Genomic DNA, 24,876 nt, shown 5'->3' with positions numbered 1-24,876 from the left:
ATCAAGCAATACATTCAAAACCAGCGGGGCTGACGCCCCGGCGAAATTCCCCTCCCACCTACGTCGGAGGGAGTCCCCTTTCGCATTTAAGATGGTGTTCATGGCATGTCCTGCATGGGGAAAACAAGTGGCATTGCTGGGCGCAGGCCTGGCCTGCGCCTTCACTACCCTCCTTGGCAGCACATCTCGTCCCTGTCGGAGCGCACAAGGGCGGGCCCGGGGGTGTCGGCGTCAACCAGACCGTCCGACAACACGGAGAGCCATAGCGACCGGCACGGTCACAACTTTACGTATTTTTCAAAAAAGTGAGGGAAAGGAGACGGGGCCTGTCGGCGACAGGCCCCGGGAGCACTACCCTTTCAGACCACCGAGGAATTCGGCGCGGGTGTCGGGCTGGGTCTTGAAGACGCCGCCCAGGGAGGTGGTGGTGGTGTAGGAGGTGGAGTCCATCACGCCACGGGCCTTCACGCAGAAGTGGGTCGCCTTGATGCTGATGGCCACGTCCCTGGTGCCAAGCAGGGTCTGCAACGCCAGCAGGATCTGCTGGGTCAGCCGCTCCTGTACCTGGGGACGGCGGGCGAAGAACTGCACGATGCGGTTGATCTTCGACAGGCCAATCACCTTGCCGCGGGGAATGTAGGCCACGTGGGCAAAGCCGTCTATGGTGACGAAGTGGTGCTCGCAGGTGCTGGTGAGGCTGATGTCCCGCACCATGATCATCTCGTCCACCTTCATCTTGTTCTCGATCACCGTCACCTTGGGGAAGGTGGCATAGTCGAGGCCGGAGAAGATCTCGTTCACGTACATCTTGGCAATGCGGTGCGGGGTCTCGGCCAGACTGTCGTCGGCCAGATCCAGTCCCAGCGTCTCCATGATGGCGCGCATATGACCTTCGATTTTTTCCTTTTTCTGCTGGCCGCTCAATTCATTGGCCACCAGAGGTGTCTCAAGGCCCTCGGCCTCGAGCGCCGCCCTGACCAACAGGGCTTCCTGGCTTAAGCTCGTCATCGTGTTTCTCTCCCACGCTCAGGGACTGTGCTGGCCTGCGGCATGGTGCCGCGGCGCAATCTTACAGGGCGATTATTGTCATAATTCTGTCTAACTCAAGCCCGGTGCCCGACTTTATGCCAAACCACCCCGTTTTGTCCGCACCGGCCTGCCCATTCGGGGGCAAGGCGCACGGCCGTGCCGCCTCTTCCCCACCTGCCATCCCGCGCAAGCCTCGCCCTGGTTACCCATCAGGAGGTAATTTAACGGGATAGCGCCCCAGAATCCGATCACACCGGGGCATCTGCCCCCCATTACCGCACCTTCGGCCTGCCCATCGGAGCGGATTTTTGGGATAATCCGCCCCCTACACACCAGAGAGGTCATGATGATGGGATTCGATACCGGTGCACTCCTCCCCTTGGACAAGGCCCTGCAAGGGATGCTGGAACAACTCACCTGCTGTTGCGAGACGGAGCGGTTGCCCCTGCCCCAGGCGCTGGATCGGATCCTGGCCGAGGAGATAAGCTCCCCTCTGTTCGTCCCCCCCTTCGACAACGCCGCCATGGACGGCTATGCCGTGCGCCTGGCGGATCTCGCCGCCGGGGTGCCGCTCCCCGTGGCGGGCAAGGCCTTTGCGGGCCAGCCCTATGAGGGGGAGTGGCCCGCCGTCCACTGCATCCGCATCATGACCGGGGCCCCTGTGCCCCCGGGTGCTGACGCAGTGGTGATGCAGGAAGAAACGCAAGCCGGCGACAACGGGATCACTTTCCTGACCCGCCCCGTTGCCGGCCAGAACATCCGTCGCCGCGGCGAGGACCTGGCGCAGGGTGACAGGGTGCTCGAAAGCGGCCTTCGCCTGAGCCCCAGAGAGCTGCCGCTGCTCGCCTCCCTTGGCATCGCGAACGTCACGGTGCGCCGTCCCCTCAAGGTCGCCATCTTCAGCACAGGGGACGAGCTCAAGCCTCTGGGCACCCCGCTCCAGCACGGGGACATCTACGACTCCAACCGCTACGGGGTCAAGGCGATGCTGAGCCGCATGGGCTGTGAGTGCCTGGACCTTGGCATCATTCCCGATGATCCGGAGGCCCTGCGCGCCGCCTTCTTGCAGGCCGACCGCGAGGCCGATACCCTGATCACCACCGGGGGCGTCTCGGTGGGAGAAGCGGACTTCACCAAGCAACTGCTCGAAGAGCTCGGGGAAATTGGCTTCTGGAAGCTCGCCATCAAGCCGGGCAAACCCTTCGCCTTTGGCCGGTTGCCAAACGCCTGGTTCTTCGGTCTGCCGGGCAACCCGGTCTCCGCCATGGTCACCTTCGATCAGCTGGTGCAACCGGCCCTGGCCAGACTGGCCGGTCAGCAGTTTGCACGCCCGCACCCCCTCCAGGCCCTGGCGACAGAGCCGCTCAAGAAGAGCCCGGGGCGCCTGGACTTTCAGCGCGGCATCCTGAGCGTGGGCCCGAATGGCCTCGAGGTACGCAGCACCGGCTCCCAGGACTCCGGGGTGTTCAGCTCCCTGTCCCGGGCCAACTGCTACATCGTGCTCGAACAGGAGCGCGGCAAGGTAGCCGCCGGTGAGACGGTCACCGTCGAGCCCTTCTCGGGGCTGCTGCTGTGAGCGAGATCCTGAGCGACGCCGAGCTCCTTCGCTACAACCGCCAGATCGTGCTCAAATCCTTCGACTTCGAGGGACAGGAGGCGCTCAAGCAATCCCGCGTGCTGGTCATCGGCGCCGGGGGCCTCGGCTGCGCCGCCAGCCAGTATCTGGCGGTGGCCGGGGTCGGCCACCTCACTCTGGTGGATTTCGATCGGGTGGAGCTCTCCAATTTGCAGCGCCAGGTGCTTCACAGCGACGCGCGCATCGGCCAGCTCAAGGTGGAGTCCGCGGCGACGTCCCTGCGCGCCCTCACCCCCTGGCTCGAGGTGGAGACCCACGCCGCCCTCGCCGACGAGGCGCTGCTCGATGCCCTGCTGCCAGGCCATCAGCTGGTGCTCGACTGCACCGACAACGTCGCCATCCGCAACCTCCTCAACCAGCGTGCCCGCCAGCACAAGGTGCCCCTGGTCAGCGGCGCCGCCATCCGGCTCGAAGGGCAGCTTTGCAGCTTCACCTGGCAGGAGGATGAACCCTGCTACGCCTGTCTCAGCGCCCTCTTTGGCGATCAGGCCCTCACCTGTGTCGAGGCGGGGGTGCTGGCCCCCGTGGTGGGGCTGGTGGGCAGCCTGCAGGCGCTCGAAGCCATCAAGCTGCTGGCGGGCATGGGCAAAAGCTACAGCGGCCGCCTGCTGATGATCGACGGTCTGGGTGGCAGCTTTCGCGAGCTGAAGCTTCCCAAGCGCCCCGACTGCCCGGTCTGCTCAAGACCCTGAGCAGCGCCCACAAAAAAGCCGAACCCCGGGGTTCGGCTTTTTTTATCTACCTCTGCTGTCTGCTCCCCTCAATGGGTTGAGAGGATCCGCTGCAACAGATGATTGAACCCGGCGGGATCTTCCGCCGGCCAGGCGTGGTGACCATCCGGGGTGTGGATGGTGGCATTGGGCAGGGAGGCGAACTGCTCCACCCGCCGCGCCAGGGGCAGATAGTCGTGACTGGTGGAGATGATGGCCACCGGCTGCCAGAGGGTGCCGAGACGAGCCCGCACCGACCAGCCGGGCAGCGCCTCCAGCAGCGCCTTGTAGGTCTTCTTTTTGTTGCGCACGAAGCGCCCCCGGAAGGTGTGGCGCACCTGGGCGAGATCGGGGCCGGGAAAGAGCTCGCGACCGAGCCACCACGCCAGCGGCCGCATGCCGAACCAGCGCAGCCACTTGAGGCGCATGGCATAGCGCTCCTGCTCCTTTGGCGTCTCCAGCAGAAATTCGCTGAAGCCGTTGACCAGCACCAGCCCCTGCACCTTGTGGGGCAGTTGCAGCGCCAGCTCCAGCGCCACCATGGCACCGAGCGACAACCCCACTACCCAGGCAGGCTCGGGCTGTTCGTCGAGCCAGCGGGCCACATCCGCCGCCAGGGTGGGCACGTCAAAGGGCCCCTCCTGCATGCTCTGGCCGTGGCCGCGCAAGTCGATGGCCACCACCCGGTAACGCTCGGAAAAACGCTCGATCTGCGCCTGCCAGTCGAGGCTGGAAGAGCCCAGCCCGTGCAGCAAGAGCAGCAAGGGCCCCTCCCCCGCACTGCGCAGGGCCAAGCCATGGGATTTCATTACCTGATTGCGACGCACCCGTCCCCCCTTTCTCGACGCCATGCCGGCCACTCATGACCAGCCCATCCGCACTCCGGTCCCCTGTCTACCCCTCTCCCACCAGGCTCACCGCCTTGATGTAGGCGTAGAGGCGCATGGCCGGCGTCAGGGCGAGCCGCTGCGCGGAGCGGCTGGTGATCCGGGCCAGCAGTATCTGCTGCCCGAGAGCCAACTGCAACAGGGTCTGCCCCGGTCGCACCTCCCGCACCTCCAGCAGCCGGGTCTCGAGGCAGTTGGAGAGGCTGGAGTGCACGATGGGCTCGGTGGCGATCACCAGATCCCGCGCCGCCACCTTGATCTGCAAGGGGCCCGCTTCATCGGGGGCATGCTCCATGGTCACCATCAGGGTCTGCTCCCCGAGTCGCAGGGTCGCCATCTGCTCGTGCTCGTCGTAGTGGGACAGGGTCGCCGAGAGCATGACCCCGACGTCGTCGCGACTGGCCAGCGACAGGTCGGTGCGGGCGAAGATCTCCTCGGGGGTACCCTGGGCCTCCACCCGTCCCTCTGCCAGCAGCACCAGTCCATCGCAGAGCAGGCTCACCTCCTCCATGGCGTGGCTGACGAAGATCATGGGGATGCCGCTCTCCTGCTGCAAGCCCTTGAGCACGTGGGCCTGATGGATGCGGCTGCGCCTGTCCAGCGCCGAGAAGGGTTCATCCAGCAGCAGCAGATCAGGCTCGGCCAGCAAGGCCCTGGCCAGTGCCACCCGCTGACGCTGACCCCCGGAGAGGCCGTGGGCCGGTTGCCCCAGCAGCTCGGCAAAGCCGAGGCGCGCAGCAAGGGCCTGTGGCTGCCAGCGCCCCCTCCCCTTGCGAGCCGCCAGTTGCAGGTTGCCGAGCACGCTCAGGTGGGGGAAGAGTCGAGCATCCTGAAACACCAGCCCGATGCGCCGCGCCTCGGGGGGCAGGGCTGCAAGCTCGCGCCCCTGCCAGCGCAGGGCATCGCCCGGGGCCCTGTCGAGCCCGGCGATGATACGCAGCAGGGTGCTCTTACCACAGCCCGAAGGACCGAACAGACCGAGGATGCGGCTGGGGGGCAGTGCCAGATCGCACGCCAGGGTGAAGGGGCCGAAATCACGTCTGGCCTTGAGGTAGAGGCTCATCCGAACAGCCTCCGTTGTCGGCGTTGCAGCACGCCGTAGACCAGCACCAGCATCACCAGGGAGAAGCCCATCAGGCCGCCTGCCAGAATATGGGCATTCTGGTAATCCATCGCCTCCACGTGATCAAACAGGGCGATGGAGAGCACCTGGGTCTCCCCGGGAATGTTGCCGCCAATCATCAGCACCACCCCGAACTCCCCCAGGGTGTGGGCAAAGCCCAGCGCTGCCGCCATCACGAAGCTGGGCAACGTCATGGGCAGGATGATGCGAAAGAAGCGCTCAAACGGGCCCATCCCCAGGGTGGCGGCAGCCTCCAGCTCCTTGTTGCCCATGTTGACGAAGGCGGAGGTGAGGGGCTGTACCACGAAGGGGAGCGAGTAGATGACGGAGGCGATGAGCAGGCCGAGGAAACTGAAGGCGAGCGGGGCCCCGAAGGTCTCCCGCCACCAGCCACCGAGGCCGTACTCCGGGGAGAAGGCCAGCAGCAGATAGAAACCGAGCACGGTGGGCGGCAGCACCAGCGGCAGGGCCACCATGGCCTCCACCAGGGGGCGCAGCCGGTGCTGGCTGCGAGACAGCCACCAGGCGAGCGGCGGCGACAGCAGCAGCAAGATGGCAGTGGTGCTGGCCGCCAGTTTCAGGGTCAACCAGACCGCCAGCAGATCCCCTTCACTCATAGGGTCCCCTCTCGGGTGTCGATAAAAAAACAGGGCGCCGTCATGACGGGCGCCGCCTTGGGACACGTCAGGCACCGGATCTGGCCAGCACGGGGCGGGCCGGCAGACGCCGGGCGCTTACTGCGGCAGGGCGTAACCCGCCGCCTTGATCTGCGCCTGTCCCGGCCCCTTGAGCCAGGCGACCAGGGCATCCACCGCCGCCCCTTTCTTCAGCACCAGGGCCTGCTGCTCGATGGGGGGATAGAAGCTGGCCGGCACCGTCCAGGCTTCGCCGGTCTTGCCCGCCTCCACCAGATTGGCCCAGGCGACGAAGCCCAGCTTCGCATTGCCGGTGTCGACGAACTGCCAGGTCTGGCTGATGTTGGTGCCGGTCAGCACCCGATACTGCTTGGGATCGATCATGAGATGAGCCAGGGTCGCCATGGCGGCGGCGCCATAGGGCGCTGTCTTGGGGTTGGCGATGGCCAGCTCCCCCTGCCAGTGGCGCAAGGTGGCCTCGTCAGGGGCAGGCCCCCCCTTCTGCCAGAGGCCGAGCTGACCGATGGCATAGGTGAAGCGCTCGCTCCCCTTGCCTTCCGACTCCAGCTTTTGAGGGGTCGCCACGTCGGCCGAGAGGAAGAGATCGAAGGGCGCACCGTGGGTGATCTGGGTATAGAGCACGCCGGTGGCCGCCGAACTGATGACGACGCTGTGGCCGGTCTTGGCGGTGAACTCCTTGCCGATGCGCTCTATGGTGCCCTTGAAGTTGGCCGCCACCGCCACCTTGACCTCGTCAGCCAGCACAGCACTGCTGTACATGGCGCCGGCGCCCAGCACCAACACGGATACCCATCTCTTCATTCCGTTGCTCCTTATGCTCCGGCACGGCCGGATCGATTGACGCGAGCCCGAGGCTCACTCCCCTTGTTGCCAGCGGGCCAGGGCGGCGTCATCGCTCGCCCTGGCCTCGACCCAGCGTTGCACCCCGTCGGCGATCAGCTCTTTTTTCCAGAACGGCGCCCGGGTCTTCAAGAAATCCATGATGAAGTGGCAGGCCTCGAAAGCCGCCTCGCGGTGGGCGCTGCTCACCACCACCAGCACAATCTGATCCCCGAGCAGCAGCTCGCCGATGCGGTGAATGAGGGTGCACTCCTGCAGGGGCCAGCGCCCGCGGGCCTCGGCCACTATGTTCGCCAGCGCCTTCTCGGTCATGCCGGGGTAGTGTTCGAGGGCCAGCCCCTTCACATGCTCCCCCTGATTGAAGTCGCGCACCTTGCCGACAAAGCTGACAATCGCGCCTGTGTCCTGCCGGGCAGCGAGGCGGGCATATTCGTCCGCCAGCGAGAAGTCATCCCGCTGCACCAGGATGCGATCGATCATGGTTGCCTCGCTCATCATCAGCCTCCGGTCACCGGCGGGAAGAAGGCGACCTCATCCCCGTCATGGAGGGGGGTATCCAGCGGTACCAGGGTCTGGTTGACCGCCACCAGGAGCTTGCCGGATTCGAGCGCCAGCGCCCACTTGTCACCTCGCTCGCTCAAGGCGGCGCGAAGGACATCGGCACTGGCGTAGTCGCAAGGCAGGCTGAGCTCGTCGCAGCCGACCAGCTCACGCACCTGCGCAAAAAACAGAACCTTGATCATGCCTGCTCTCCTTGGGTCGCACCCAGCTGGAAATGACCGGACTTGCCGCCCTTTTTCTCCACCAGACGCACCTGCTCGATCACCATGTCCTTTTGCACCGCCTTGCACATGTCGTAGATGGTCAGGGCCGCCACCGAGGCGGCGGTGAGCGCCTCCATCTCCACCCCGGTCTTGCCCGAGAGCTTGCACAGGGTGCGGATATGGACCCGATTGTGCGCCGTCTGGGGGGCTATCTCTACCTCCACCCGGGTCAGGGCCAGGGGATGGCACAGGGGAATGAGGTCGGCGGTCTTCTTGGCCGCCATGATGCCGGCGATGCGGGCGGTGGCGAACACGTCCCCCTTGTGGTGCTGACCACTCAGGATCAACGCCAGGGTCTCGGGGGCCATGGTCACGAAAGCCTCGGCGCGGGCCTCGCGTTCGGTCACCTGCTTGTCGGTGACATCCACCATGTGGGCCTCGCCGCTCTGGTTGAGATGGGTCAGGTTCATCTATGCACCTATCGAAAAATAAGATGGATGATCCGGGTTTACTCCCGGGATCACAGATGGGTCACGAAGTTGCACGGCCGGGTACGGGCATCGAGCTGATCCCGGATAAGCTGTTCCCAGCCCAGACGGCAGGCGCCGGTGGAGCCGGGCAGGCAGCAGATCAGGGTGCGATTGGCGAGCCCTGCCAGGGCACGGCTCTGCATGGCGGAGCCTTTTATCTCGGCAAACGAGAGCTGGCGGAACATCTCGCCAAAGCCCTGCACCGTGCGCTCGAACAGCACGCCGACCGCCTCGGGCACCCGGTTCTGCTCGTTGAAGCCGGTGCCGCCGTTGATGAGCACCACCTGGACTCCCTCGTCGGCAATCCAGTCGCTCACCTGGGCGCGGATGCGAAACAGGTTGTCTGGACAGAGCGCCCGATCGGCCAGCACGTGGCCGGTCTGGGTCAGGGCCTCGACCAGATAGTCCCCCGAGCTGTCATCGGCAGCGGTGCGACTGTCGGAAACCGTCAGGACGGCGATCTTGAGAGGGATGAATTCGCTGTGTTTGGGTGCCATTGGGGCCATTCCTGTCAATCATTGACCACGAGAGGATGAGGTGAACGCGCCGCACCGTGGTGCCAGCCATGAAAGGAGCCGGTGGGCGCCGCGTTGCCGGGAAGGGATTCTATCAAAAGATGTCTGGCTGGGGGGCGTCATTGCCCATTAATCTCGAAGGCCGCCGGATCCCGAGGATCCGGCGGCCTTCCCATCAGAAGCCTGGCACCCCTTTCATGTCAGGCAGTTGGTGCGCAATCCCCTTGTGGCAGTCGATGCAGGTGTTGGCCCCGCTTGCCAGGTTGGTGGAGTGCATCTGGGCGGCCCGACGCCCTTGCAGGGAGAAGTCCATGTACTCGAAGTTGTGGCAGTTGCGGCACTCGCGCGAATCCGTCTCCTTCATCCGCTGCCACTCCCGCTCGGCCATCTCCCGCCGGTGGGATTCAAACTTCTCGCGGGTATCCACCTTGCCGGTGATCATGCCCCACAGCTCCTTGGAGGCCTGCACCTTGCGGATGATCTTGTAGGTCCATTCGTGGGGTACGTGGCAATCCGGGCAGCTGGCCCGCACGCCGGAGCGGTTGGCGTAGTGGATGGTGTCGCGGTACTCCACGAACACGTTGTCCTTCATCTCGTGGCAACCGGTGCAGAAGGCCTCGGTGTTGGACGCTTCCATGGCGGTGTTGAACCCGCCCCAGAAGATGACGCCACCGAAGAAGCCCATCAGCAGGATGACCCAGAGGGCCGCCTTCGACGGTGACTTGAAGGTGGTCCACAGACGCTTCACAAAGCCGGGTAATTTCATCTATGGGCTCCTCAGTTCAGCGCTTCAACCGGTTTGAAGGTATTGTTCACCAGCGGCTTGGCGTCCGCTTGCGGCACGTGGCACTGCAGACAGAAGTAGCGGCGCGGAGAGACTTCGCCCAGGGTCATGCCGTCGCGGGTCTCGAAGTGGGTGGGGCTTATCTTGGGGGCCTTCATGGCACTGGCGTTCTTGAAGCTGTGACAGGCCAGGCACTTGTTGACCTTGTTGTCCACTTCATAGTTGCGGGTGTCGTGGGGGATCAGCGGGGGCTGGTGCATGTACTGGCGATCGTAGAGGTCGCCATCCTTGCGAAAGTTCTTCAGAGGGGCCGCGTCGGCATCCGTCACCAGATCCGTGCTTCCCCGCTCCGACTTGATGCCCCCCGTGCTGTTGGTGATCTCGGGGACGGCCGCCATCAAGGAACCCGCCATCAGGCAGGCCAGCATTGCTCCAATCAGCTTCTTCATTATGTGTTCTCCGACGTTTTCTCTGCCTTGACGGCAAAACCTACAGTGATTTCAAAAACTTGCTCCGCGCAGACATCGATGCAACGGCCGCAGTTGGTACACTCCTGAGCCGCAATCAAGGGCCCGTGACCACGCCTGGCACCGTGAACGGGGCCGCGCAGGATGGGACGCTCCGGGCAGACCGCATAACAATCCATGCAGTTGCTGCACCGCTCGCGCCCCGAGGCTGCAATCTTGATGAACCCGACCCGGTTGACCAGGGCATAGAAGGCCCCCACCGGACAGAGGTGGCCGCACCAGCCCCGCTCCACCACAAAAAGGTCGAACAGGAACAGCACCGCCAGCAGGCCCCAGCCCGCCCCCATGCCAAACAGCAGGCCCCGCAGGGTGAGCGACACCGGATTGACCAGCTCCCACACCAGCACGCCTGTGATGGCCGGCGCCACCAGCACCATGGCCAGCAGCCAGTAGCGGGTAGCGCGGTTGAACTGACCATTGCCCTTGAGCCCGAGCCGCCCCCTGAGCCAGGCGGCGACATCGGTGACCAGGTTGACTGGACAGACCCAGGAGCAGAACACCCGCCCCCCGACCAGCCAGTAACCCGCGAGCACCAGCCCGGCCCCGAGCCACAGGGTGGGGATGGGCCACTGGCCCGCCGCCACCGACTGCAACAGGGTCAGGGGATCCGTGAGGGGCACCGTCTCCAGCAGCAGGGAGCTGGAGAGGTTGCCCTTGAGGATCCAGATGCCCGCGAGCGGCCCCAGCAGGAACAGCCCCAGCACCCCGAACTGGCAAAGCCGGCGCAGCAGCAGGAAGCGGTGGGCACGCCACCACCCCAGCCTGGCCGTGGCCTCGGCCCCTGGATACCGACTCATAGACCCTCCGGTTTGCGGGTCGGCAGGGTGAGCCTGTCGCCGATGAGCGATTTGCCCGCCTTCGCCTTCTCTTCCCAGCCGAGCCGGTAGTGGTGACCCAGCTCCCCCTTGGCAAGCTGGCGAGGCACCACCTTGATGGCCGCCTCCTCCAGCACGCAGGCGTGCTCGCACTTGCCGCAGCCGGTGCAGAGATCGCTGTGCACCGTGGGCAGGAATATGGCGTGCTTGCCTGTGCGCGGGTTGTGCTGCAGCTCCAAGGTAATGGCCTTGTCGATGAGGGGGCAGACCCGGTAGCAAACGTCGCAGCGCAGCCCCAGGTAGTTGAGGCAGGTCTCGTGATCGATGAGCACCGCCACCCCCATCCGCGCCTGATCGATATCGGTCATGGCCCGATCCAGCGCCCCGCTCGGGCAGGCCGCCACGCAGGGGATGTCGTCACACATCTCGCACGGAACGGCGCGCGCCTTGAAGTAGGGGGTGCCGGTGGTCACGGGTTCAAACAGCCGGGCGAGCTTGAGGGTGTCGTAGGGGCAGGCCAGGGCGCAGAGCCCGCAGCGCACGCAGGCGCCGAGAAACTCGGCCTCGTCGAGGGCGGCCGGCGGGCGCAGCGCCTGGGCAGGCAAAGCCTGCACCTGCTGGCGCGCCACGCCGCCGAGCCCCACGCCAAGCAGGCCCACACCGCAGACCCCCTTGGCCATGTCGGCCAGAAACTGGCGCCGACTACGACTCATCTCGCGCTCCCCCGCCTCAGGCCTTCATGACCTTGACGGCGCACTTCTTGTAATCCGTCTCCTTGGAGAGCGGATCGGTGGCGTCCAGGGTCAGCTTGTTGACCAGCTGGCTCGCATCGAAGAAGGGCATGAACACCAGTCCCTTGGGCGGACGGTTGCGGCCACGGGTCTCGACCCGGGTCTTCACCTCGCCCCGGCGGGAGGAGACGATCACCTCTTCACCACGGCGCACGCCACGGGCCTTGGCATCTTCCGGGTGCATGAACAGCACCGCATCCGGGAAGGCGCGATAGAGCTCGGGCACGCGACGGGTCATGGTGCCGGTGTGCCAGTGCTCCAGCACGCGACCGGTGGAGAGCCACATGTCGTACTCTTTGTCCGGAGCTTCGGCAGCCGGCTCATAGGGCAGCGCGAAGATGACCGCCTTGCCGTCGGGCTTGCCGTAGAAGCGCACCCCCTCCCCCGCCTTCACGTAAGGGTCGAACCCTTCGCGATAGCGCCACAGGGTCTCCTTGCCGTCCACCACCGGCCAGCGCAGGCCACGGGCTTCGTGATACTGATCGAACGGCGCCAGGTCGTGGCCATGGCCGCGACCGAAGGAGGCGTACTCCTCGAACAGCCCCTTCTGGACGTAGAAACCAAAGTGCTCGGCCTCGTCGTTCAGGGCCCCCTTGCTCTGCTCTTTCGGGAACTGGTTCACCTGGCCGTTGGCATAGAGCACGTCGAACAGGGTCTTGCCCTTCACTTCCGGCATCTTGGCAATCAACTCAGCCGGCCACACCTCTTCCACGGTGAAGCGTTTGGAGAACTCCATCAGCTGCCACAGGTCGGACTTGGCCCCTTCCGGTGCCTTCACCTGCTGGTGCCAGAACTGGGTGCGACGTTCGGCGTTGCCATAGGCCCCCTCTTTCTCCACCCACATGGCGGTGGGCAGGATGAGGTCGGCCGCCTGGGCGGTCACGGTCGGATAAGGGTCGGAGACCACGATGAAGTTGGCCGGGTTGCGATAACCGGGCAGCGCCTCTTCGTTCATGTTCGGGCCGGCCTGCATGTTGTTGTTGCACATCACCCAGTAGGCGTTGAGCTTGCCGTCTTTCAGCATGCGGTTTTGCAGCACGGCGTGGTAGCCCACCTGCTCCGGGATGGTGCCTTCCGGCAGCTTCCAGATCTTCTCGGCGATGGCGCGGTGTTTGGGATCCGTGACCACCATGTCCGCCGGCAGACGGTGGGCGAAGGTACCCACTTCACGGGCGGTACCACAGGCGGAGGGCTGGCCGGTCAGGGAGAAGGGGCCGGAGCCCGGCTGGGAGATCTTGCCGGTCAGCAGGTGGATGTTGTAGCAGAGGTTGTTGGCCCAGACGCCACGGGTGTGCTGGTTGAACCCCATGGTCCAGTAAGAGACCACCTTCTTGTCCGGATCCGCATAGATCTGGGCCAGCTTCTCGAGCTTGTCCTTGGGCACGCCGGAGAGCTTGGAGACGGACTCCAGATCGTAATCCGCCACGAACTTGGCGAAGTCGTCGAAGCTCATGGGGGTGGAGTCGCCGCTGTCCGGGTTCTTGGCCTTTTGCTGCAGCGGGTTGGTGGGACGCAGGCCGTAACCGATGTCGGTCACCCCTTTGCGGAACTGGGTGTGCTTGTTGACGAACTCCCAGTTCACCTTGTCGTTCTGGATGATGTAGTTGGCGATGTAGTTGAGGATCGCCAGATCGGTCTGGGGGGTGAACACCAGCCCGTTGTCCGCCAGCTCGAAGCTGCGGTGCTCGAAGGTGGAGAGCACGTGCACCTGCACATCCTGGTGGGACAGACGGCGATCGGAGATGCGCGACCAGAGGATGGGGTGCATCTCGGCCATGTTGGAGCCCCACAGCACGAAGGCGTCGGCCTGCTCGATGTCGTCGTAGCAGCCCATGGGTTCATCCATGCCGAAGGTACGCATGAAGCCCACTACCGCGGAGGCCATGCAGTGACGGGCATTGGGATCCAGGTTGTTGGAGCGCAGGCCTGCCTTCATCAGCTTGGCGGCGGCATAGCCTTCCCAGACGGTCCACTGGCCGGAGCCGAACATGCCGACGGCGGTCGGGCCCTTCTCTTTCAGGGTCGCCTTGAACTTCTCGGCCATGATGTCGAAGGCCTGATCCCAACTGATGGGGGCGAAGTTGCCGTTCTTGTCGAACTTGCCGTTCGTCATGCGCAGCATGGGCTGGGTCAGGCGATCCTCCCCGTACATGATCTTGGAGAGGAAGTAGCCCTTGATGCAGTTCAGGCCACGGTTGACCGGTGCATCGGGATCCCCCTGGGTCGCCACGACGCGGCCAGCCTGGGAGCCCACCAGCACGGAACAGCCGGTCCCGCAGAAGCGGCACGGTGCCTTGTCCCAGGTGATGGCGGTCTTGTCGGTACTGGTGATCAGGTTCGCCGCCAGAGTGGGGGCACTGACACCGGCCACGGCAGCGGCTGCCGCCACCGCATTGGCCTTCATAAAGTCGCGTCGACTCAGCTTCATGACATATCCTCGCATTGCTTAATCACATCAATGACAGCCATTGTGACGAGCCGCGCTGGCTCAGCTCCATGGCGCTTTATTCCTTTGCTCTGGGCTTTCGTTCATCGAACGCAGACAACAGACCCGGCATCCCGTGTATTACCCATGGCGGTCAGCGAACGACTCTTGCGCTTCTGCCACATGACGCCTTATTCCCCATCTTCGGCGTCCATTTCATCGAACTGGTGGTAGATCAGGGCCGCAGAGAGCACCCCGGGCAACCCCTGAATGGTGTCGATGGCCGCCATGATGGGGCGCTGGCTCGGCCCCTCCAGGGTCACCACCAGCTTGCCCTCCTCGCTGACGGCGTGGATCTCGGCCCCGTCCAGGGTCGCAATCCGCTCTGCCAGGGCGTGGCGCAGATCGGGCTGGGTCAGCACCACCAGGCTGGATACATGGAACTCTTCTCGCGTCATATCACCGTTTTCCAACTTGTTCGTCTCTTGGGTCATCGCGAAGCCTCGCCACGAGACAGACCGATGCTGATGCTGCCCACCGGGCAATCCGCCACGCAGGCCCCGCAGCCGTTGCACGACTCGGCATGGATGCCGGGGGTGGGTACGCGCCCCAGCCGGGGGGAAAAGCGGATGGCCTGCTGCTCGCAGCTGTCCTGACAGCGCTGGCAGAACACCTGGGCAGTGGCCAGACAGCCCGCCTCGATATGGGCCACATACTCCCAGGGTGTCTGGATTGTCGGCCTGAACACCGGCGCCTGGCAGGCGCTGACACACTCGGTGCAGAAGGTGCACTCGCCGCGGTGAAAATCCACCGTGGGGAAGCCCCCGTCTCCCTTGATCAGGATCTGCTCGGGACAGGCCGCCAGACAGTCGCCGCAGCGGGTACAGCCGGCCACGAACTCGTCCCAGGAGACGGACCAGGGCAACTGGATCCCAGCCTTGGGGGCGCTCAGGCGTCCCCGAAACAGGCCTCTGCGTGACAAGTTGACCCCGTCGGTCATATCGACTCCTCTTTTCGGGGACGAATGCCCCCGCGCGGATCCCGTGACTGGCATTTTCAATGCCAATTATAAGCGTGGGTGTATATTGCGGCCCTGACAAGTCAGGGGATATACCACCAGGGAGATAAACAGGGGGGATTCTTGCGCTGGATCAAACCCTTGGCGTAATTAGACACAGCAGGGGCAAGGTAAATTACCCCTATGTGAGGATTGATAATTAATCGAAGGTTATTTGAGGTGCACGGCGGCTGTCAGCCGCCGATGGAGGCCAGGTGGGGGGTCATGCCTGCATTGCCTTCATGGAGGCGATGGGTGGCGGCCTTGCCGGTCAGCGCCTGGCGAATACGCCATTGCAGCGCCTCCTGCTGGCTGTCATCGGTGAGCAGATCCCGCAGTTCCACCCCGTTGTCGCCAAAGAGACACAGGTGCAGCTTGCCCTTGGAGGAGACCCGCAGCCGGTTGCAACCGGCGCAAAAATCCTTGCTGTAGGGCATGATGAGCCCCACCCCGCCCCTCGAGTCCGGGTGCGTGAACACCTGGGCAGGGCCATCATCCAGGCCGCGCAGCTGCTGCACCCAGCCGCTCTCTTGCAGGCGCTGCTTGATGAGTTCACCGCTGGTATGGTGATCGCGAAACAGGGCGTCCATCTCGCCGGTCTGCATCAGTTCGATGAAACGAAGCTCGATGGGTTTGTCCCGGATCCAGGCGAGGAATGTCTCGAGCTGATGATCATTGAGCCCCTTGAGCAGCACGGCGTTGATCTTGACCGACCGAAAACCTGCACTCAGGGCGGCGTCTATCCCCGCCATCACCTCCGCCAGCTTGTTCTCGCCGGTGATCTGGTGGAACTGGCGGGGATCCAGGCTGTCGACGCTGACGTTCAGGGCCGTCAGCCCCGCATCGAACCACTCGCGGGCACGCTCCTTGAGGCGATACCCGTTGGTGGTCATGGCCACCTTCTCGATGCCGGGGGTATTGGCCACGGTCTCGATGATGGCCGTGAAGTCGCGGCGCAGGGAGGGCTCGCCTCCGGTCAGACGCACCTTGCGCGTCCCCATGGCGGCAAACCCGGAGACGACGCGACGGATCTCCTCCAGAGAGAGGAAGGACTGGCGCCCCTCACCATCTCCTTTCGGCGGGTGATAGCCGTCCGGCAGACAGTAGGTACAGCGGAAATTGCAGACGTCGGTGACCGACAGACGCAAATAGTAAAAGCGACGGGAAAAACCATCTTCAAGTGGCAACATAAACACCTTTCCAAATACGGGAGGCCAGGGCATTTCTTTCCTGACCCTTTCAGCTCGTACATCGGCTGACGGCGATCTCCCCCTATCTCAATGACTTAGGCAAAATCGCTCGGAGTTCATCTAGTTTTTCGATGCTAGCACAACTTGGAGTACACTCCCATGCTACTTTGTGGGGTCTTTGTGGGTGAAAAGGGAGCCGGTCGGCATGGGAAAATGGTTCAGAGTGCAGTCGGTCAGCAGCGCCATCGGTCGCTCCATGGTGCTGATCCTGTTCATGGCCAGCCTGATCGCCGTGGTGGCCATGGTCACCCTCTTCTATTCGGTTCCCGATGCCAAGGCCATCAACCTGTCGGGATCCCTGCGCATGCAGGCCTACCGCATGGCCTATGAAATCGAGAAGGATCAGGTCGTCCTCGGCCGGCTCGCCCAGTTTGAACAGACCCTTCATGCCCCCGAGCTGCAGGAGACCCAGCGCTGGATCACGCCCGCCTCCCTGCGCCGCACCTATGGTGAAGTCCTGCTGCAATGGCAAGTGATGCGCGAACACATCGAGAATGCCACCCCCAGCCGTTATACCGACAATACGGAACAGTTCGTCGCCGCCATCGATGACTTCGTCAACCAGATGCAGTACCACGTGGAGTTCAAGGTGCGCATGCTGGCCCTGGCCGAGGGGCTAGGGCTGCTCGCCATCATCACCATCGCCTGGTGCACGGTGCGCTTCACCCGCCAGCAGGTGGTGGCGCCCCTCAACCAGCTGGTCTATTGCGCACGCCAGATCCAGCGTCAGGAATTCGATCTCACCCTGCCCCCTCACTGTGAAAACGAGCTGGGAGAGTTGTCGGGGGCGTTCGCGACCATGGCCGACGAGCTTGGCAAACTCTACCGGGAGCTGGAAAGCAAGGTGGAGGAGAAAACGGCCAAGCTGCAACAGGCCAACGACACCCTCTCCTTCCTCTATTCCACCGCCCAGAAACTGCACGCGGCGCCCCTCAGCCGCCGCACCCTGCAAAAGCTGCTGGAGCGGGCCGCCGCCCACCAGCACATCGAGTACATCCGCCTCACCCGCTTCGAGCACAATGCGATGCCGGTCTACATCACAGGTCGCAAGGGGTGGCCGGGGGATCTGGACGCCGTGGTGAGCTTTTACCTGCAGATGGATGACGAGGAGTACGGCCGGCTCGACATGATAAGCGACCACCCCATCGACGAGCGGCTGATGAAGAACTTCTCCATGTTGCTGGCCCAGGTGCTGCACAAGGATCAGACCCTGCTGCAGCACCAGCGCCTGCTGCTGATGGAAGAGCGCGCCGTCATCGCCCGTGAACTGCACGACTCCCTCGCCCAGGCCCTCTCTTACCTGAAGATCCAGGCCACGCTGCTCAAGCGCTCCTTCGCCAAGGGGGACAGGGCCAAGACCGAGGCAGCCATGGAGCAGATCGACGAGGGACTCAGCAATGCCTATACCCAGTTGCGTGAACTGCTCGGCACCTTCCGCCTCAGCATCGGCGATGCCAACCTGGGTGAAGCCATCGCGGTCATGCTCGAGCAGCTCAAACCCCAGACGCACTCCGACATCAGGCTCCAGTACGGACTGACGGACACCGACCTGGAAGCGGGGCAGCACATCCACATCCTGCAGCTGATCCGTGAGGCAGTGCTCAATGCCATCAAGCATGCCAGCGCGCGGCACATTGACGTTAGCTGTGAGACCCTGGCTGATGGTAACATCCAGGTTCAGATTGCAGACGATGGTGTTGGAATAAGGGGCGCAAGCTCGGCGGTGAATCACTACGGTCTCAGCATCATGAATGAACGCGCCAACAAATTGCGCGGCCAGTTGACCATCAGTGAACCGCCCTCCGGGGGCACCCGCATACACCTGACCTTTCCCACCAGCCTAACAAGAGACGCCTGATGGACGAGATGAAATACAGTGTTCTGGTCGTGGATGACCACCCCCTGATGCGCAAGGGAATTGTGCAACTGCTGGAGTTGGAAGATAACATCGACGTGGTTGGCGAGGCTTCCAACGGCACCGACGCCGTGGCCATGGCCAAGGAGTCCGAACCGGACCTCATCCTGCTCGACCTCAACATGAAGGGGTTGTCAGGTCTCGATACCCTCAAGGCGCTGCGGGCCGAAGAGGTGACTTCCCGCGTGGTGATCCTGACCGTCTCTGACGCCCGCCAGGATGTGGTTGCCCTGCTCAAGGCAGGCGCGGACGGATATCTGCTCAAGGACACCGAGCCTGACATGCTGCTGGCCCAGCTGGCTGACGTGATGACCGGCAAGCAGATCCTGAGCGAGCCGCTACGTCCCTATCTCGAGAACATCTACGAGCTGGACCACCTGCAGCAGAAGCTGGAGAGCCTGACCCGACGCGAGATGCAGATCATGCGTGAAATCGCCAAGGGGTTGTCCAACAAGCAGGTCGCCTCAGTGCTCCATATCTCCGAGGGAACCGTCAAGGTCCACGTCAAGAGCCTGCTGAAAAAGCTCGAGGCCCAAAGCCGCGTCGAAGCAGCCGTCATGTACCTGGAACAGCGCAACTGAGGTCCCGGCCTCCTACCAGCAAGGGGTCACCATCCGTGCCTCCTTGCTGGCCCCCTCTTCTTTCCCCAAATGGCGCGGAACCCGGTGCTCTATTGAGTAGATGGATTATTATTTTCATGACATCGCACGGGAAGGAAACATCGACATGACCTTTGAGCAGATAGAGCTGGTCCAGAAAGCCTGGGGCAGGGTGAGCGCCCTGAACAACAGCTATGTCCAGGAGGTGTATGAAGAGCTGTTCAGATTGTCTCCCGAACTCAGGGCCCTCTTCCCCCCACATCAGGAGCTGCCCGTTGCCAAGGTGTCGGACACCCTGAACACCGTCATCACCAGCCTCTCCCAGCTGGATGCACTGGGTTTCATCATTCGCGATCTCGGCAGGCGTCACCAGCGATTCAACGTTCAACCCCACCAGTTTGCGCTGCTCAAACAGGCGCTGACCCAGGTACTGGCACGGCGTCTCGGCAGTGGTTTTACCCCGGCACTGGCACAGGCCTGGTCGCAGATGTATGACGAAATAGCCGCCCTGATGCTGGACGGCATGACACAGCACACCGAATTGACCACCTGATCCCCTGGCCTTTGCCCCCAATCGCTCAATGGGTCTGTAACAGGCATTTTGCATGAATCAAATTTGCAATATGCGAAAATAGACTCATTCTGCACACGGGGTATGTTCGGCGCCCTAACACCTCACCTGAATCCCTTTCGCACTGCCTTGCCTGCATTCGCGACATCAAATCACAATAGATTGATTTTAAATGGATATTAAAAATAACCACGGGAAATGACTCACCCCTTCGCCACGCCACCTCTCTCTGGCACGGTCACTGCATTGTCACATTCAGCAATGACTGATTAGGAGGATGGAACATGAAACTTCAACAACTGGCACTGTTCCCCTTGCCGTCCCACATACTGCCCGGTGGCAAGCTCCCCCTTCGCCTGTTCGAGCCGCGCCACCTGCAGATGCTCAAGGAGTCCTTCCTCGAGGATCGTGGCTTTGGCATCGTGATGGAAGAGACCACCAGCACGGGCACCTGCGGACGGATTCTCCCGGTCGGAACCCGCGTCAAGGTGACTGATTTTTATACCCTCAACGACGGTTTGCTCGGGGTCACCGTGCTCGGCCTTGAACGCTTCTGCATCCACGAGATGGAAACGGATGACGCAGGCCTCAGGCACGCCCAGGTCGAGCCGTTGCCCAACTGGCCGAGTGCGGATTCTGATATCAGCGACAACCAGCTGGTCAGCCGCTTGAGAGAGGTCTTTGCACAATACCCGGAACTGGATGAGCTCTACCCGGACAAGCAGTTCGACGATGCAGCCTGGCTCTGCCAACGCTGGCTCGAGATCCTGCCCATGCCGATCTATGAAAAACAGATGTTGATTGCCAAACAGAACAGTGAAGCGGCGCGCCAGTTCTTGCGCCGACTGATCGCACAGTGAGTCAAAGAGTGAGTCAACGGTTGGTTTGCAAAACGCGAATTCTCGGCACTACATTCTTATAATGAAAAAATGAGAATTGCATTTTGCAATCACGGTAGCGATAAATAACACACAATTCAGCTACAGGCCGCAAATAACAGGTTTTGAAAAGTTGGCACGACTTTTTCATATAAAACCGTACAACCCGATTTATCCCGTGCTCTCTTCAGTATTTGCTGAAGAATTGGTCAACCACCAGGTTGACCATTTTTTTTACCCAAAATCGGCCGGCATCACCTGCAATGGCGGAGCAGGCAGCTTCGCAGCCTGGCAAGACTGATGGGTTTGGCCAGAAAATCGTTCATGCCCTGGGCAAGGCAGCGGGCCCTGTCCTCCATCATGGCATTGGCCGTCAACGCGACGATGGGCACCTCGTACCCCATGTCCCGCAGGCGCCGGGTCGCCTCCAGCCCATCCATCTGCGGCATCCGCATATCCATCAGGACAAGGTCCGGCTGCTGCTTCGCCACCTGTGCCAGGGCCTCCAGCCCATTACCTGCCAGCCTCACCCTGCACACCAGCTTCTGCAACATCAGGGATACCACCAGCTGATTGACCGGACTGTCTTCCACCACCAGCACATCCAGCTCCAGTCTGGCGCACTCTTCACTATCGGGGGCGGCGGCCGGAGCACAGGGAGAGGCCATCCCGGGCAGCTCGAACCAGAAGCAGCTTCCCAGCCCAGGCGTGCTCTGCACGCAAATGTCTCCCCCCATCAGCTGCACCAGCCGCCTGCAGATGGCCAGCCCGAGCCCCGAGCCGGAGAAGCGGCGGGTTGCCGAACTGTCGACCTGATAGAAGGGTTCAAACAGCAATGTCTGATCCTCGGTGGAGATGCCGATCCCCGTGTCGCTGACCATGACCCCCAGCTTTTCCTCCTCCCAGGTCAACGCCAGACGCACGCTGCCGACGGAGGTGAACTTCACGGCATTGCCAAGCAGGTTGCCTATCACCTGGGAGAGGCGGACGGCATCCCCTTGAAGGCGTTCAGGGAGCGTCTCATCCAGATGCCAGTGCAGTGTGATGCCCTTGGCACTGGCCTGTGCCTGCAAGGGCTCCACCAGGGCACGGCACAGCTCGGCTGGTTGAAAGGGTTCACAGTGCAGCGTCAGGGTATGTGACTCTATTTTCGAGAAATCGAGCACATCGTCGATGATGGTCTGCAACAGATGCGCAGAGTGGGTGGCATGGCCGATGAGGGTCTGTTGCGGAGTGTCGAGCCGGCCGTGCTGCAGCAGATCCAGCATCCCCAGCACGGCGTTCATGGGAGAGCGGATCTCGTGGGTCATCATGGCGAGGAACTGGGATTTGGCACGGTTGGCCGTCTCGGCATCGTCCCGCGCCCGCGCCAGCTCCTGCTCGCGGCGGATCTGGCTGCCTATCTCCCGCGCCGTGCCCCGATAGCCGAGGAAGCGGCCACCGGCATCATGGCAAGGCTCCGCATTGATCTCCATCCAGCAAGGCCCGCCCGCCAGCATCACCTGGGCCCGCATTCCCCGCACCGGCAGATGGTGGGCGATCAGGTGCCGATAGTGGCTCCAGGCCGGGTCCTGCTTGTCGTGGGCAAAATCATAGAGGCTTCTCCCCGTCTGGCGGGCCAGCACTTCCCCCTGATAGCCAGGGGCAGAGACATAGCTGAGCCTGTGCTGGGGATCGGTCTCCCAGAACCAGTCAGAGGCCATGGCGGCAAAACTGCGAAAACGCTGTTCGCTGGCCTGCAGGGCCAGGGTCTTGAGGTCAACCTGTTCTTGCAGGCGAGCCCGATAGGCGATGTTGACCAGAGCCTGGGAGATGAGCGGGCGACAACGCTGCATCGCCGCCTTGCTCTTGAGATCGAAGGTGCCCGCCACGCTGTGCCGGCAGATGAGCACACCGGAAAACCCCGGTCCCTGCAAGCCTGTCATCATGACGCTGGCCCAGCCCGGCGCCCCTGCCAGCGGCGCCAGCTCAGGCAGTTGGGCGGGATCATAGATGACCAGGGTCTCCCCCTCGATGGCCCTGGAGAAGAGCGGTGTCAGCGACCAGGTCCGGCCCACCTCGTCCGGCTGGGTGCTCAGATGGGTGCTGCCCCTCACGGCCTCCCAGGCGACCACGTCCGCCTGTTCGAATCCGATAAAGGGCTTGAGAGCAAGAATGAGACTCTCCAGTACCTGCTCCAGACTCTGGGCCTGTGCCAGGGTCGCCACCCCGCACAGCAGGGCTTGGGACTCCTCCCGATATCTGGCCTCCCGCTCCCGGCAACGCATCAGCTCCACCAGCGTGGTTTGCAGTTTGTCACCCAGGGTTTCGAGTTCGCTATTGCCTATCATCTTGAATCCAGCACAGTGTCAGCTCTCGAGGAAGATTACGCTCGACACCATGAGGTTGCCGTGTGCCAGCTCACCATGGGGTAATCGTCCCTGTTCACCGAAGGTAAAGGGCGTGATGAAGGGGATCTCACCCAGCCTCTGACTGAATTGACTGACGATGTCCCCCAGCCTGTCCCCCAGTGCCAGCCGACAACCGGCACAAAACACCACCAGGGCGCCAAAGGGGCGCATATTGCTCGCCATGCCATATTCAGGCTCGATATTCACCGCATTCAGGCTGCGCTGCAACAACCCTTCCTGGCTGCTGTACATGAGCAGCAGCCGCTCTCCCAGTCGGGTTTCGGTAAAGAGGCGCAGCCCCTCCCGCGCCGTCACCGCCTCGGGATGGGAGAGCTTGTAGTAGGGCAGGTCATCGAGCATGCCGACCTGACGGGCCAGTGGCGAGAGCGTCGTCTCCCTGAGGATGGGGCCCACCGGCCAGGGCGTCGCACGCTCGGTCCAGCGACCATAGACCCGGGCCGCCGGCTCGTGATCGATGGTCAGCACCTCCCGCCCGTCTATCCCGGTAATGATGCCGCGACACTCGGTGGGTACATAGCCTGAATGAAACTGGAACGCCAGTTGGCAATCGGGGTAAAGCACCGCCAACACGCACCCTTGTGATCCCTCCCCTTCGTCCCAGCACAGCTGCCACTGCCCGGCCACGCCGTCGTCTGCCGCCGACCCGCCGACGACGGGAACGGTCGCGCCAAACTCGGCGTCGATCCCCGCGAGCACAACCTCCTCCAGCCCCGGGCTGGTGTGCAGCAACACGAGCTGCGGCAGCTCTCCCGGTCGGCCACCATCGGCGATGGCGCGGCGCAGCAATGCCCGCACATCCGGTTGATCCCCCATCTGGCCAGCCACGCCATAGGCCCCCTTGTCATCATAAAGGGCGGCGACCGACAGGCTCCAGCCATGCCGACCATGATGGCCATCCTGGGTCAGGATACCGCCGCAGGAGCTGCAACCGATCAGCCGGGTATCGGGAAAACGTGCCTTGAGCGCACGGCGCAGTTCCGCCGCCTCGTGTGCTTGGGTAAAATAGACCAGCAACAGCGATGGAACATGGGATGACTGGGCATGCAACCGCTCTGTAACTTGTTGGGCGGCCAGTGGGGTCGTCTCGGCAAGCGAGTGAGCCGTCAGGAAGTTCAACATCGTCTCCTAGGGGTACGGGATGCTGGCATCAAGCAAAAATCATACCCTTATCAAACAATTACCTGGCCATGGAGACTAGAATGGTGCTCACTGGCCTCCCACGGGATCACTGCATGTGGCAAAAAAATATCAATGACTTCGACCGGGTCGTCGCCATCGGCGGCGGGCACGGTATGGGCCGGGTGCTCTCTTCCCTGTCGTTCTTGGGATCCCGGCTGACGGGCATCGTCACCACCACGGATGATGGCGGCTCCACCGGACGCCTGCGCAAAAGCCAGGAGTGCATCGCCTGGGGGGATCTGCGCAACTGCCTCAACCAGCTGGTGACCACCCCCAGCATCGGTAGCCAGCTGTTCGAGCACCGCTTTACCGGCCGCGGCGAGCTGGCGGGCCACAACCTCGGCAACCTGATGCTGCTGGCCCTCGACAACCTCTGCGTGCGCCCCCTGGATGCCATCAGGCTCATCAGCGACATGCTGGAAATTGAACCCAATCTGCTGCCCATGTCCGAGCATCCCACCGATCTGTGCGCCCACACCGTCTGTGGCGATCAGATCCTGGGAGAGGTCTCCATCGATCAGCTCACCACACCGCCACGGGCCCTGAGCCTGAAACCGGTCGTGCCCGCCACGCGCGAAGCGGTCGAGGCGCTGAGCCAGGCCGACATGATCATCCTGGGGCCGGGCAGCTTCCTCACCTCCATCATGCCTCCTCTGCTGCTGCGCGAAATTGCGGAGGCGATCCGCAGCAGCCGCGCCATCGTCGTGTTCATCAGCAATCTGGTGGACGAAGAGGGTCCGGCAGGCCAGTTGTCACTGTCCAGTCAACATCGGTGGCTGGAAGAGCGGATAGGCAGCGGCCGGATCGATGCCATTCTGGCTCCCGAGGGCCCCCAGGTACCCGAGCTGCAGCACTGCCTCGTTCGGGCCGAGCTGGGTGAAGCGGCCCTCCCCCACCGCCACGACCGCCTCAAGCTGCGGCTGGCACTCGACACCGTGATCCTGAGCAGGCTTGGCGAGCGCGACATGGCGGGCTGATGCCCTT

The 24,876-nt window shown here is 63.1% G+C and carries 26 protein-coding genes and 1 riboswitch; of the genes, 7 read left to right on the top strand and 19 right to left on the bottom strand.

Features of this window, described 5'->3' with window-relative positions:
• Positions 1-351: 351 nt before the first annotated feature.
• Positions 352-1,008 (bottom strand): GTP cyclohydrolase I FolE, encoded by a 657-nt coding sequence (gene folE, locus AB5Y64_RS05440; protein WP_010674171.1) that lies wholly within the window; start codon positions 1,006-1,008, stop codon positions 352-354.
• Between the two features lie 370 nt (positions 1,009-1,378).
• On the opposite strand from folE, the gene moeA reads away from it, so the two are divergent.
• Complete coding sequence (gene moeA, locus AB5Y64_RS05435) at positions 1,379-2,605, top strand: molybdopterin molybdotransferase MoeA (RefSeq protein ID WP_052814829.1); 1,227 nt, start codon at positions 1,379-1,381, stop codon at positions 2,603-2,605.
• The gene (gene moeB / locus AB5Y64_RS05430; protein ID WP_052814816.1) at positions 2,602-3,357 is read left to right on the top strand and encodes a molybdopterin-synthase adenylyltransferase MoeB; all 756 of its coding nucleotides are present in this window, start codon (positions 2,602-2,604) and stop codon (positions 3,355-3,357) included. Before moeA ends, moeB begins: the two co-directional genes overlap by 4 nt.
• A 68-nt stretch (positions 3,358-3,425) precedes the next feature.
• On the opposite strand, the gene AB5Y64_RS05425 is transcribed toward moeB, so the two are convergent.
• From AB5Y64_RS05425 to moaA, 16 genes are all read right to left on the bottom strand, one after another.
• Positions 3,426-4,202: an alpha/beta fold hydrolase gene (locus tag AB5Y64_RS05425; RefSeq protein ID WP_049636339.1), complete on the bottom strand. Its 777-nt coding sequence runs from the start codon at positions 4,200-4,202 to the stop codon at positions 3,426-3,428.
• A gap of 67 nt (positions 4,203-4,269) precedes the next feature.
• Positions 4,270-5,325: a molybdenum ABC transporter ATP-binding protein gene (gene modC, locus AB5Y64_RS05420; protein ID WP_052814818.1), complete on the bottom strand. Its 1,056-nt coding sequence runs from the start codon at positions 5,323-5,325 to the stop codon at positions 4,270-4,272.
• A complete protein-coding gene (gene modB / locus AB5Y64_RS05415; RefSeq protein WP_010674165.1) occupies positions 5,322-6,002 on the bottom strand; it encodes a molybdate ABC transporter permease subunit in 681 nt (226 codons plus the stop codon). The genes modC and modB overlap by 4 nt, the downstream gene beginning before the upstream one ends.
• Before the next feature lie 117 nt (positions 6,003-6,119).
• Positions 6,120-6,842, bottom strand: a complete 723-nt coding sequence (gene modA, locus AB5Y64_RS05410; protein WP_052814820.1) for a molybdate ABC transporter substrate-binding protein — start codon at positions 6,840-6,842, stop codon at positions 6,120-6,122.
• Between the two features lie 54 nt (positions 6,843-6,896).
• Entirely contained in the window at positions 6,897-7,376 is a 480-nt protein-coding gene (moaE, locus tag AB5Y64_RS05405) for a molybdopterin synthase catalytic subunit MoaE (protein ID WP_052814822.1), read from the bottom strand.
• 2 nt (positions 7,377-7,378) lie between these two features.
• Positions 7,379-7,624 carry a molybdopterin synthase sulfur carrier subunit gene (gene moaD, locus AB5Y64_RS05400; RefSeq protein ID WP_048207331.1) on the bottom strand — a complete coding sequence of 82 codons (246 nt, stop codon included), beginning with the start codon at positions 7,622-7,624 and terminating at the stop codon, positions 7,379-7,381.
• On the bottom strand, positions 7,621-8,115 hold the full coding sequence (gene moaC, locus AB5Y64_RS05395; RefSeq protein ID WP_052814825.1) for a cyclic pyranopterin monophosphate synthase MoaC: 495 nt from the start codon (positions 8,113-8,115) through the stop codon (positions 7,621-7,623). The genes moaD and moaC overlap by 4 nt, the downstream gene beginning before the upstream one ends.
• 50 nt (positions 8,116-8,165) lie before the next feature.
• On the bottom strand, positions 8,166-8,672 hold the full coding sequence (gene moaB, locus AB5Y64_RS05390; protein WP_039038846.1) for a molybdenum cofactor biosynthesis protein B: 507 nt from the start codon (positions 8,670-8,672) through the stop codon (positions 8,166-8,168).
• Between the two features lie 193 nt (positions 8,673-8,865).
• Complete coding sequence (locus AB5Y64_RS05385; RefSeq protein ID WP_010674159.1) at positions 8,866-9,456, bottom strand: cytochrome c3 family protein; 591 nt, start codon at positions 9,454-9,456, stop codon at positions 8,866-8,868.
• A gap of 11 nt (positions 9,457-9,467) precedes the next feature.
• Positions 9,468-9,923 carry a nitrate reductase cytochrome c-type subunit gene (locus tag AB5Y64_RS05380; RefSeq protein ID WP_041212738.1) on the bottom strand — a complete coding sequence of 152 codons (456 nt, stop codon included), beginning with the start codon at positions 9,921-9,923 and terminating at the stop codon, positions 9,468-9,470.
• Positions 9,923-10,798 (bottom strand): quinol dehydrogenase ferredoxin subunit NapH, encoded by an 876-nt coding sequence (gene napH, locus AB5Y64_RS05375; RefSeq protein ID WP_049636341.1) that lies wholly within the window; start codon positions 10,796-10,798, stop codon positions 9,923-9,925. The genes AB5Y64_RS05380 and napH overlap by 1 nt, the downstream gene beginning before the upstream one ends.
• Complete coding sequence (napG, locus tag AB5Y64_RS05370; protein ID WP_368203422.1) at positions 10,795-11,529, bottom strand: ferredoxin-type protein NapG; 735 nt, start codon at positions 11,527-11,529, stop codon at positions 10,795-10,797. Before napG ends, napH begins: the two co-directional genes overlap by 4 nt.
• Before the next feature lie 16 nt (positions 11,530-11,545).
• Positions 11,546-14,035, bottom strand: a complete 2,490-nt coding sequence (gene napA / locus AB5Y64_RS05365) for a nitrate reductase catalytic subunit NapA (RefSeq protein ID WP_041212735.1) — start codon at positions 14,033-14,035, stop codon at positions 11,546-11,548.
• A gap of 188 nt (positions 14,036-14,223) precedes the next feature.
• On the bottom strand, positions 14,224-14,526 hold the full coding sequence (locus AB5Y64_RS05360; RefSeq protein ID WP_010674154.1) for a chaperone NapD: 303 nt from the start codon (positions 14,524-14,526) through the stop codon (positions 14,224-14,226).
• Complete coding sequence (napF, locus tag AB5Y64_RS05355) at positions 14,523-15,032, bottom strand: ferredoxin-type protein NapF (protein WP_124814055.1); 510 nt, start codon at positions 15,030-15,032, stop codon at positions 14,523-14,525. Before napF ends, AB5Y64_RS05360 begins: the two co-directional genes overlap by 4 nt.
• 251 nt (positions 15,033-15,283) lie before the next feature.
• The gene (moaA, locus tag AB5Y64_RS05350) at positions 15,284-16,279 is read right to left on the bottom strand and encodes a GTP 3',8-cyclase MoaA (RefSeq protein WP_010674152.1); all 996 of its coding nucleotides are present in this window, start codon (positions 16,277-16,279) and stop codon (positions 15,284-15,286) included.
• Positions 16,267-16,406: riboswitch (molybdenum cofactor riboswitch) on the bottom strand. It overlaps the preceding gene by 13 nt.
• Positions 16,407-16,484: 78 nt before the next feature.
• Between moaA and narQ the strand changes: the two genes are divergently transcribed.
• The 4 genes from narQ to AB5Y64_RS05330 all read left to right on the top strand — a co-directional run bounded on the left by narQ (position 16,485) and on the right by AB5Y64_RS05330 (position 20,284).
• Positions 16,485-18,197, top strand: a complete 1,713-nt coding sequence (gene narQ / locus AB5Y64_RS05345; protein WP_302097595.1) for a nitrate/nitrite two-component system sensor histidine kinase NarQ — start codon at positions 16,485-16,487, stop codon at positions 18,195-18,197.
• Entirely contained in the window at positions 18,197-18,835 is a 639-nt protein-coding gene (gene narL, locus AB5Y64_RS05340; RefSeq protein ID WP_039038841.1) for a two-component system response regulator NarL, read from the top strand. Before narQ ends, narL begins: the two co-directional genes overlap by 1 nt.
• A gap of 145 nt (positions 18,836-18,980) precedes the next feature.
• A complete protein-coding gene (locus AB5Y64_RS05335) occupies positions 18,981-19,406 on the top strand; it encodes a globin domain-containing protein (RefSeq protein ID WP_041215516.1) in 426 nt (141 codons plus the stop codon).
• Positions 19,407-19,708: 302 nt separating this feature from the next.
• Positions 19,709-20,284, top strand: a complete 576-nt coding sequence (locus AB5Y64_RS05330; protein ID WP_043154220.1) for an LON peptidase substrate-binding domain-containing protein — start codon at positions 19,709-19,711, stop codon at positions 20,282-20,284.
• A 272-nt stretch (positions 20,285-20,556) separates the two neighbouring features.
• Here AB5Y64_RS05330 and AB5Y64_RS05325 read toward each other — a convergent pair whose 3' ends face one another.
• On the bottom strand, positions 20,557-22,632 hold the full coding sequence (locus tag AB5Y64_RS05325; RefSeq protein WP_043154218.1) for a response regulator: 2,076 nt from the start codon (positions 22,630-22,632) through the stop codon (positions 20,557-20,559).
• An 18-nt stretch (positions 22,633-22,650) separates the two neighbouring features.
• A complete protein-coding gene (locus AB5Y64_RS05320) occupies positions 22,651-23,832 on the bottom strand; it encodes an FIST signal transduction protein (RefSeq protein WP_041201554.1) in 1,182 nt (393 codons plus the stop codon).
• 113 nt (positions 23,833-23,945) lie between these two features.
• On the opposite strand from AB5Y64_RS05320, the gene yvcK reads away from it, so the two are divergent.
• Entirely contained in the window at positions 23,946-24,869 is a 924-nt protein-coding gene (gene yvcK / locus AB5Y64_RS05315) for a uridine diphosphate-N-acetylglucosamine-binding protein YvcK (protein ID WP_029314269.1), read from the top strand.
• Positions 24,870-24,876 lie beyond the last annotated feature (7 nt).

The organism is Aeromonas sp. R5-1 (assembly GCF_040908265.1).
In the GTDB taxonomy this organism is placed as follows: domain Bacteria; phylum Pseudomonadota; class Gammaproteobacteria; order Enterobacterales; family Aeromonadaceae; genus Aeromonas; species Aeromonas caviae.
Note: the sequence above shows the minus strand (reverse complement) of the source record. Positions and strands in the feature narration are given on the sequence as shown.